Source organism: Candidatus Benthicola sp., assembly GCF_058719085.1.
In genome coordinates this window covers 1-10,036 of sequence record NZ_JBZQEK010000100.1, presented here as the reverse complement: position 1 = coordinate 10,036, position 10,036 = coordinate 1, and the positions used below count along the sequence as shown (strand labels likewise).

The following is a 10,036-nucleotide window of genomic DNA, read 5'->3' as shown; positions in this document are numbered from 1 at the left end:
GGCGACACCCGGCCGTACCAGTACTCCACGATCCGGTCCCTTCTGTACATCAGCATCTTCGCCAGCGTGTCGGCCGCAAAGTCGGTCGGAAGATCACCCGCCGCCACCGCCGCCCGCACCTGGTCGTCGGAGAAGGAGCCCACCAGCTTGGCGCCCCAGTAGCCGTCCCGGGTCGTCCGATTCACGAACGCCGAGTTCGGCCAGTTGGCCTTCCAGCTCGCCGGGTCGAAGGTCTCCACCTGCATCCACCCGATGGACGGATCGATGGAGCGGTACGGCTGGTTCTCCCACCCCTGCCGGTAGAACCCGAGGGTGAACAGGCGGGCCATGGTGGGCCAGAAGTCGAAGTTGTACTCCTCCCCCTCGCGCGGGAAATGCGGTCGGATCGTCCCGCTCCCGAGGCTGGCCGCGAAGTCGATCAGGTAGTGCCGGACGTACCCCGGCTCCACGTAGGCATCCATGGTGTTGGCAAATCGCATGTCGACGTGGTTCACCCACGACGACACGACGTAGAGTCCGCGCAGATCGCGTCGGTGCTCGTGCACGTACCAGTCGTTCGGATCGTCCTTGCGGGTGCCGGAAAACCGGAACGGGCCGAGGGGCGGACCGGGAACGTACTGGCTCGCCACGGCGAGGAAGCGGCCATCCGGGAGCGTGTCCACGCGCGACAGGATCTCGTCCACCAGCCCGATGTCGAGCGGGTGCTCGACGAAATCCTCGTCCTCGTACGTCGCCCCTTCCATCACGCCGGTGATCTGCGCGCGGCGGAAACGGAAGATGTAGTCTTCCGGAACGTGGTACCCGGCGGCGTACAGCAGGCGGTTGGCGATCACTCCGGCCGAGCTGCTGAGGTACTGGAACCCCTTCGGGTCGAACTTCACCACGTAGCGCACGCCCCGCGAGTCCTCGATGTGGAATCCGGGAGAGATCCCCTGCAGCTTCGCCTGGGTGAGAAGGATCGGCCCGGTGGTGTCGGGACCCGTGCCACGCGTCGGGCCGCGTCGGACCTCCTGCGGGGTCATCCGGCCCCGTCCGTTCCGATGCTCGAACCACGCGGAGCTCACCACGTCGTCGAATCTCGTCACGTTGAGCGCCTCGTGGCTCTCGTTCACGAGCCGGCGCACGCTGATCCCCTTCGCCACCTGGCCGCTGACCGCGTCCCGGATCAGCGGTCCCGTCTCTCCGGGCTCCCGATACGCCGGCTCCTCGATCGGAAGCGTGTCGGCGTACGCGATCGGCTGGGGCCGCAGCGGTACCGGCGCGGGGTGGCCGCACGCACTGCCGATCAGCGCCACGCCCAGAATGGCGGAGACGGTGAGCCGAGGCCGCGCCATCAGAAGGGCCATGATCCCCGGATCCCCGCCGTCATGCCCTCGCCGCCGAACCCGAGATAGCCGAGGCCGACCAGGGCGGTGGGGCGAGAGAGGCGCAGTCCGATTCCGTAGGAAGGGTGCCAGTCTCCACCCTCGATTCGCCCCACCCTCTCCGCCACGGCTCCGTAGTGAAAGAACAGGAAGGTCTCGGCGCGCATGCGCCCCTGGAGCTCCCGCCACACCTCGAAGCGGTACTCGGACATGAAGGCGAGCATGTCCTCGTCCACGAACCTGCGGGATGGATACCCCAGGGCGCTGCGGCTGCCGCCGAGGCCGGAGAGGTGATAGAACGGGACCCCTTCGCCGCCGTCGTCCCGCGAGATGTCGGAGATCACGCGCACGGCTACGAGCTGCTGGCGATTGATCGGTACGTAGGTCTGAATGAAACCCGTGATGAGACGGAAATCGGAATCGGTGTCGCCGAGGCCGTGGAAGGTGCGGGCCACCAGACCCATCGTCGCCCCGTGCTGCTGAAACTCGCGCCACCGTGTCAGGTCGAGCGTCGCGTTCAGCTCGGTCCTGATGTAGTCCGTCCGCTCGGTCGCCCCGTACAGCGTATCGGTCTCGAACGCTCCGAAGATCGAGTTCGAGCTCCCGACCGGATCCCCCACCTCGTTGTGCTCCCACCCGACGCCGACCGCCACCATGAGCGCGGGCGCGAGCCGGTATCCGGTGCGGGCCGTGACGTCCCACCAGTTCCTCCGGTAGAACGCCCGGTCGTCGGCCTCGGTATCCGACCCCACGCCGTAGAAGGGCGTCTGGGCGTCGCTCTGCCACTTCGCCTCCGACGCCAGCCAGGTGCGATTCCCGGACAGCAGGATGCCGCTCCGATAGCGCTGGGAAAGGCGCCGCGACACCGCCGCGTGAGCGTAGAAGGGCCGGAACCGGTTCAACTGAAGCTCGAAGGCGGCGGCGCTCCTCGGCCCGATCGTGGTGCGAATCGTCGGTTTGAGCCCCCACTCCGAGACATCCCGGTACGCGCGGGTGAGCGCGCTCGGCGGGCGCGGTGCGGTGATCACGCCGGCGAGGAACGCGGGTCCGCGGACGAGCAGGTAGTCCAGAGGCCAACCGATGAGCTTGAGCGGAAACTCGACCACGTCGACCCAATCGGCGCCGTAGTCGGCCGGCGGACGCAGCTGGTTCAGCGAGTCGCGGATTGCGTCGGCCCGGGCCGGCGTGACCGGCCCCGCAGAATCGGAAGCGGCAGGCGGGGTCTCCTGGGCCGGAAGAGTCGAAGGCGGCCCCGCGACCAGCAGACCAACGGCCACACCCGCCGCCGCGGTCCGAATCGGGCCGCGTGTCGTCGCACGGCGAGCGGCCCGTGTCATTCGGCGCAGCGTTCGGGGAGCCCCTGCGCCGTGCCGGCGTAGGGGCGAACGATGAACTCGTCCACCACCCCACCGCTCCGGTCGATCGCCCGGCCCCGGATCGCTTCCTCGTCGATCGTGAGCTCGACGTACTCGTACACCCGGGCCGCGGCGGCGAGGAGGATGGTGTTCCGAATGTCCCGGGCGTACCGTGATCCGCCGCCTCCCCCGGACAGCACGTTCACGGGTCCGCAGCCGCTCGCCACGCGCCGGCCATCCCGGATCGGGTGCTCGCGCTCGTAGTGGTGGTCGTGTCCCGCGAGGATGAGATCGGCTCCGTACGCCTCCACGATCGGGAGCATCTGCTTGCGCAGATCGCGGTCGAGCGCATGGCCGCTGATCCCGGTCGCATGGCTGTACAGCGGATAGTGCTGGAACACCACGATCCAGTCGACCGTCGGGTCGGAGGAGGCGTCCCTCAGCGTCTCCCGCAGCCATTCGAGCTGCCGACCCCTCCCCTCTCGTAGCCCCTCCACGTCTTCCGTCCGGCTCGACGTGTCCACGGAGACGAACAGCGTCCGCCCCCATCGGAACGAGTAGTAGCGGACGCCCGGGAACGGCTCCGGCCACAGGAAGGCTCCGTCGTAGGAGCGGCCACCGTCGGCCCGGACGTCGTGATTCCCCACCGAGGGATAGAAGGGCGTCTCGGCCAAAAGCTCCGCGTACACCCGGAAGTGACGCTCCGTAAACTCGCGCTCCGACCCGTCGTCGTAGGCGATGTCGCCCACGTGCACGGCGAGGTCCCATTCCTCGCCGGCCATCCGGCGAGCGAGGACGATCTGCTCCGGTCCACCCCACCCCGAGTCGCCGAACTGGAGGACCCGGACCTCCGCCGGTTCACCGGGAAGCGGCGCGGTGCCGAAGGCGAACGGTCCCGCGTGTGTGCCTCCGGCCGACACCCGATACTCGACGACGCTGGCCGCGGGGAGGCCGGCGATGTCGATCCGGCGGCTACCGTGTCGGTGCTCCAGGACTCTCGACGGGATCCACTCGGCCGCCGGACCGGGCACCCGGTACCAGGCGCTGTCGACCGACCCGGAAGCGCTCATCCAGAGCACGGAGGCGCTCTCGTGGGTCACGTTCTGTACGTACGGCAACCGAACGAACGGCGGCGGCGCCGTCGGGATGCCGACCGGATCGACGGGTCTGGGGTAGCAGGCCGCGAAGGACAGAAGCGCGATCGCTGAAACGGGCGGCAGCCAACGCGCCCGGCGCGCCCGACGGGCCGGTGTCACCCGGTCACTGCCGGCTTGGCGGAGAAGACCCGTGGCAGGGCCGCGATCCATGCCAGATCGGCGCGCCCGAGGGCCGATTCGCCCTTCGAGGCCGGCCTGGTTCCTGCACAACGATCGCCGAACGCGATAGTATACGAATGCGTCGGAGCGGCCGTCGCCCGGGGGGCGACGTCGAGGTCCGGCTTCCTTACACGAGAACGAGATCTCCGATCATGCACGATCAGAAGAATACAGCTTCCTTTTCCCTGTTCCAAGCGGAATCCGAGGACCTTCCGGCCGGCATGGAGGAGGTCCACATCACCTGGGATGAAGACGAGGACCACCCGGACGAGCACGAGGAGCACGTCGAAGAGCGGATCCGGCTTCCGGTGCTTCCGCTCCGGGGCACCGTGGTGTTTCCCTCCGTGGCGGCGCCGATCGCGGCCGGGCGCGAAAAGACCCTGGCCGCCATCGAACACGCTCTGCAGGGTTCCAAGCGGTTGATCGCCGTCTCTCAGATCGATGCCGAGGTGGAGGAGCCCGCACCGGACAGCCTGTACCGCATCGGCACCATCTGCCGCATCGCCCAGATGCAGCGGGTGCCGGGCGGCATCCAGCTGGTGGTGCAGGGCACCGGACGCGGCGCCGTGCTCGAGTTCACGGAACGGGGCGAGTTTCTCGAAGCGGTCGTCCGACGGATGCAGGACATGGCTCCGCTGGACGACGAGGACTCGGCCTACGCGGCGCTCTACAAGGAGGTCCGGGAGCGGGCCGCGCAGCTCAGCCGTCTGCGAGGGGTTCCCAAGGAGATCGTCGACCACCTGTTGGGCGGCGTGGCGAGCGGCGGTGAGCTGGCCGACCTGGTGGCGTTCTACACGGAGCTCGAGGTGCCCGAGAAGCAGGATCTCCTGGAGACGCTCTCGGTGGAGGACCGCCTTCGAAAGCTCCTGCTCCACCTGCAGCGCCAGATCGGCGTTCTCGAGGCGCAGGCGCAGATCCGCAGCAAGGTGCAGGAAGAGCTCGGCGAGCGGCAGCGGGAGGTCTTCCTGCGCGAACAGATGAAGGCCATCCAGAGCGAGCTCGGCGACGATGCCGACCAGGAGGAGATCCAGGAGCTTCGGGAACGGCTGGAAGCCCTCGACCTGCCGGAAGAGGCGCGTACCGAGGTGGACCGCGAGCTTCGACGGCTGGAGCGCATCCCGCGCGAGGCCGCCGAGTCGCAGGTGATCCGCACCTTCCTGGAGACCGTCGCCGACCTGCCGTGGAGCGAGACCACGGAGGATCGCCTCGACCTGAAGCGGGCCGAGGAAATCCTCGAGCGCGATCACTACGGGCTTTCCGACGTGAAGGACCGCGTGCTGGACTTCCTGGCCGTGCGCAGCCTGCAGGAGCGCCGGAACCAGGCGGCCGAAGAGGCCCGATCCGAGGCCGAGTCCGTCGGCGAGCGTCCGGAAGGGATGGAGCCCGGTGGGTCGCCCGAGACAGAGCCGGCCGCCGGGTCCGAGGGTGGAGATGACGGAGCCTCGGAGGACGCGGCCGCCGACAGGGAACGGGAGCGTCCGGGACAGGCGGACGACCGCACCGGCCAGACGATCCTCTTCGTGGGACCGCCGGGGACCGGAAAGACCTCGATCGCCAAATCGATCGCCGACGCGATGGGTCGCAAGTACGTGCGGGTGTCGCTGGGAGGCGCACGCGACGAGGCCGACATTCGCGGTCACCGTCGCACGTACGTGGGAGCGCTTCCGGGCCGCATCATCGAGGGCCTGAAGCGGGCCGGGAGCAAGAACCCGGTCTTCCTGCTCGACGAGGTCGACAAGCTCGGCGTGTCGTTCCAGGGCGACCCGTCGGCCGCCCTCATGGAGGTGCTGGATCCGGCGCAGAACGACTCCTTCGTGGATCACTACATGGGGATCCCGTTCGACCTGTCGGACGTGCTGTTCATCGCGACGGCGAACTTCCCGCACCAGATCCCGGGACCGCTCAAGGACCGGATGGAGGCGATCGAGTTCGTCGGGTACACGGCCCAGGAGAAGTTCGAGATCGCACGCCGGTACCTGCTGCCTCGGCAGATGGAGCAGAACGGACTCGAGAACGGACAGCTGGAGGTGACGCAGAAGGCCATCGAGGAGGTGATCTCGAGCTACACCCGGGAGGCGGGGGTCCGGAACCTGGAGCGCGAGCTGGGCTCCATCGCCCGGAAGAGCGCCCGCCGCATCGCCGGCGGAGAGGCGGAGAACGTGACGGTGGACGTGGACGACCTGCGAGATCTACTGGGCCAGCCGAAGGTCCATCCCGAGAAGCGGCTCGAGGAGGATACGGTCGGGGTCGCCACCGGCATGTACTACACGCCGGTGGGCGGCGACATCATGCGGGTCGAATGCTCGGTGATGGAGGGCAAGGACGGCCTCGTCCTCACGGGACAGCTGGGCGACGTCATGAAGGAGAGCGCCCAGGCGGCCCTGACGTACGCCCGCAGCCACGCCGACGCGCTGGGGATCGGCGAGCAGATGCTCAAGGACCAGCAGATCCACATCCACGTGCCGGCGGGTGCGGTGCCCAAGGAAGGTCCGTCGGCCGGGATCGCGATGGCCATGGCGATGATCAGCGCCCTCAGCGAGCGACCGGTGGCCGCCGACGTGGCCATGACCGGCGAGCTGACCCTCACCGGTCGCGTCCTGGCGATCGGCGGCGTGAAGGAGAAGGTGCTCGGAGCGCTGCGCGCCGGAATCTCGAAGATCGTCCTCCCGAAGGACAACGAGGGCGACGTGTCCGAGCTGCCGGACAGCGTCCGGGAGTCCCTGGAGTTCGTGTACGCGGAGACGCTGGACGACGTGCTGGCGGAGGCGCTCAGGCCGGCGGCGGCCGCATGAGGCTACGGCCCAGTCGACCGACCCTGGGATTATGAGGCGTAGCCTATAGACAGCGATTTTCGCAATAGCGGCGAACTTCTGCGGAAAAGTTCACACGGGGTGTGAAAGTCAGCGGCGGCTTTCACACCCTTTGTGACTCCAACCTTGCATTCTTGCACACCCGCTCCTCGCTCATTCACCGCTGGAAGCAGTCGTGCCCATCCTCGTAGTAGCGGCACTCGAGACCCATCTCGGCGAGCAGCATGTCGTAGCGCGGATCTTCCCGCAGAGGATCGAATGCGGGATCGGACGGGAACCAGCGTACGAACCCCTTGGCATCGAACTCCTGCCTGAGAATCTCGAAGGCCGCGTCGAGCTCCCCCAGCCAGGCGAGCACGATCACCTCAGCTCGTGGCAGTGGCTCCATACCCGCCTCCCGAAGTTCTTCGAAGCAATCGAGCGCACGAACACGGTCACCGGCGGCCGCAAAGTACTGGGACGAAAGACACGGACGGCTGGAGATGACCTCCTCCGGCAGACCCTCCGCCACCTCGGCGGCCTCTTCCATGCGACCCAGCTGAATGAGAGCCTGTAACTCTGCTTCCCAGAAGACGTATTGCGCGGCACGCAGGTAGCCGGCGTCTTCCTGGATGATACGCCGGGCCTCGGCCCGGGCGGCCTCGTAGTCGCGCGAGTACTGAAGACCCCTCAAGTAGAGAATTCGGGGACCCGGATCGCTGGTGTCACCGAGCGCAGGCCTAATCGTCGCGAGTGCCGAATCAGGCCTCCCCAGGTCGATCTGCAGACGGGCTGCGTTGACTCGCCACCCCAGTGCATCGGAGCTCTCGGGATCCAGCCGCACAGCGGTCATGAACGCTTCGTAGGCCTCCTGCCATCTCCAATCGAAGACCCAGTGCTTCCAGGCAAGCGCCTCGTACGCCAGGGCGGACGCAGAATCCAGCGCGATTGCACGTAGCGCTGGCTCTTCAACGAGCGGGAACACACTGTCGGCGGGCAGATGCCGCTCAATGCCCATCCAGGAACGCGCGATCGCGAGCCCGGCCCAGGCCTCGGCGTTGTCCGGATTCAAATGTGTCGCGGAATCGAACTGCGCTGCTGCCTGGAGCAGCAGTAGTCGGCGGCGATCTCTATCGTTGCTGTCAGAGAAGGCACTCAATGCTGCGTCGCCTCGCAGAAACAGCTGGCGAGCCTGCATGCGGTCGGCCGCCGTCGGAACGCCTGGCGGTCCCGAATCGTCCGGCTGCCCCAGAAGCACGTAGCCCGCGATCGCGGCGGCAACGGCAAGAGTCGCGGCCAGGACGCCACGGGCCATACTTCTCCGTCCGCGGGCCGGGCCGACGGGTGAACCACCCGCTGCGGACGAATCCGGGCCCAGCAAAGCCATCTCCCCGCTAGACACGCTGTGGGAAGACGCGGACTCCAACGCTGCACCGAACTCGGCTGCGGTGTTCCAGCGGTCCGCGGGTACGCGGGCCAGAGCACGTGTGATGACTTGATCCAGAGCCGGCGGCACCGTGTCGCGGACTGAGTGCACAGCGGTCGGCGTCTCAGCCAACCGGCGTGCCCGGATCATCTCCGGCGTCGAGCCAGTGAGCGGTGGCTCACCGGCCAGCATCTCGTACAGCACGCAGGCCAGGGAATAGATGTCTGTCCGTCCGTCGAGTGTCCCCTGAGCCGTGGCCTGCTCTGGACTCGCGTAGAGGGGAGTTCCGACCCCGAGGCCCGTACTCGTGAGCCGCTCACGACTTGCGGCCTCCACCGCCCTCGCGATTCCGAAATCCGCGATGACCGCGTGTCCTTCGGAAAGAAGGATGTTGCCCGGCTTGATGTCTCGGTGCACGACGCCCTGTCGGTGCGCGTAGTCGAGCGCGTCCGCCACCTCGACAGCGATCCTCACCGACTCGTCCACTGCCAGTTGCCCCTCTCGGTCGAGCCGATGCCTCAGGGACTCGCCGGCTGCGTAGGGCATGACATAGTAGAGGAGGCCGTCAGCTTCCCCGGAGTCGTAGAGCGGCAGAATGTGCGGATGCTGCAGGCCAGCGACGATCTCGATCTCCTGCAGGAAGCGCTCAGATCCGATCGTAGCCGTCAATTCGGGGTGCAGGACCTTGATCGCGACCTTGCGGTGGTGCTTCAGGTCTTGTGCAAGGTAGACGACCGCCATGCCGCCGCGACCGATCTCCGACTCGATCTCGTAGCGGTTCGACAGGGCTGCTTTGAGACGTTCCAGGAGGTCGGGCATTAGCTCCTCCGCAGGAACGAAGGGGGTACGATCAATATAGGAATTAGAAGCTTAGAGCGCCTGTCCGGCTCCCTGCCTGACAGTCCCAAGCCCCGACGCGCTAACTCGCGGAGTGGCGCTCAAATGACTGCGGGCCAGTGTCAGGAAGTGTGAAGGTCAGCCGGCGAGCCCCAGTACCTCCAGCAAGTCACCCGGCTCACGCAGCCACAGATCCGGCTCCGTCGGCTCCAGCTGCTCGCGCGTGTACGGGCCCCACAGAACGGCGGCGGTGGCGACGCCCGCCGCCCGGCCGGACCGCATGTCGTGCGTGCTGTCACCGACGAACAGGGCTTCCCCGGGTCGGGCGTCGAGACGTCGGAGGGCCTCGAGGACGGGCTCCGGCTCCGGCTTGTAGCGCACCACGTCGTCCGCCGTGACGATCGCTTCGAACCACGCCTCCGGGAGCTCGCAGCGGGCCAGTCCCATGCGGGTGGCCCGCCTCCTCTTGCTCGTCACGATGCCGAGGACCCGACCTGACTCCCGCACGGCGTTCACCGTCTCCCGTATGCGGGGAAACGGTCGAACGTACCTGTCGTGGTTCGCCAGGTTGTGGGTGACGTAGGTGTGGATCATCGCCTCGACCTGGTCCTCCCGCTCCGCGAACATCGCCATCTGCACGACGAGGGGCTGGCCGATCGTGGCCTTCCACACGCTCTCGGGCGGCACGCGCCCCAGGTGCTCGAGCATCGCGTGGCGGTAGGAAGCGAGGATCAGACGCTCGCTGTCGATGAGGGTCCCGTCCAGATCGAACAGGACCACCCGGTGATCGGATCGCGTCACCGATTCAGACCGACGGCGGGTCCGAACCTCTCGCGAAAACTGGCGGTGTCCGTTCGAGCCTGGCGCGCCAGCCTCTCGAGCATCGCCGGGTCCTGGAGGTCGGTCGGCTCGAGCCGCAGCATGTACTGGCGGGCCACGGCGTAGGCCT

The 10,036-nt window shown here is 67.6% G+C and carries 6 protein-coding genes; 1 reads left to right on the top strand and 5 read right to left on the bottom strand.

Annotated elements, in window-relative coordinates:
- From AC36XV_RS08260 to AC36XV_RS08250, 3 genes are all read right to left on the bottom strand, one after another.
- On the bottom strand, positions 1-1,346 hold a 1,346-nt coding region (locus AC36XV_RS08260; RefSeq protein WP_492203209.1), incomplete at its 3' end, for a hypothetical protein.
- Entirely contained in the window at positions 1,334-2,641 is a 1,308-nt protein-coding gene (locus tag AC36XV_RS08255) for a BamA/TamA family outer membrane protein (RefSeq protein WP_492203208.1), read from the bottom strand. The genes AC36XV_RS08260 and AC36XV_RS08255, both read right to left, overlap by 13 nt.
- Before the next feature lie 56 nt (positions 2,642-2,697).
- Positions 2,698-3,975 (bottom strand): metallophosphoesterase family protein, encoded by a 1,278-nt coding sequence (locus AC36XV_RS08250; protein ID WP_492203207.1) that lies wholly within the window; start codon positions 3,973-3,975, stop codon positions 2,698-2,700.
- A 212-nt stretch (positions 3,976-4,187) separates the two neighbouring features.
- Here AC36XV_RS08250 and lon point away from each other — a divergent pair, with 212 nt between their 5' ends.
- Positions 4,188-6,827, top strand: coding sequence for an endopeptidase La (lon, locus tag AC36XV_RS08245; protein ID WP_492203206.1), 2,640 nt, complete (start codon positions 4,188-4,190; stop codon positions 6,825-6,827).
- Positions 6,828-7,002: 175 nt separating this feature from the next.
- Here lon and AC36XV_RS08240 read toward each other — a convergent pair whose 3' ends face one another.
- The gene (locus tag AC36XV_RS08240; protein ID WP_492203205.1) at positions 7,003-9,069 is read right to left on the bottom strand and encodes a protein kinase domain-containing protein; all 2,067 of its coding nucleotides are present in this window, start codon (positions 9,067-9,069) and stop codon (positions 7,003-7,005) included.
- Positions 9,070-9,225: 156 nt separating this feature from the next.
- Positions 9,226-9,888, bottom strand: a complete 663-nt coding sequence (locus tag AC36XV_RS08235) for an HAD-IA family hydrolase (RefSeq protein WP_492203204.1) — start codon at positions 9,886-9,888, stop codon at positions 9,226-9,228.
- Positions 9,889-10,036: the final 148 nt, after the last annotated feature.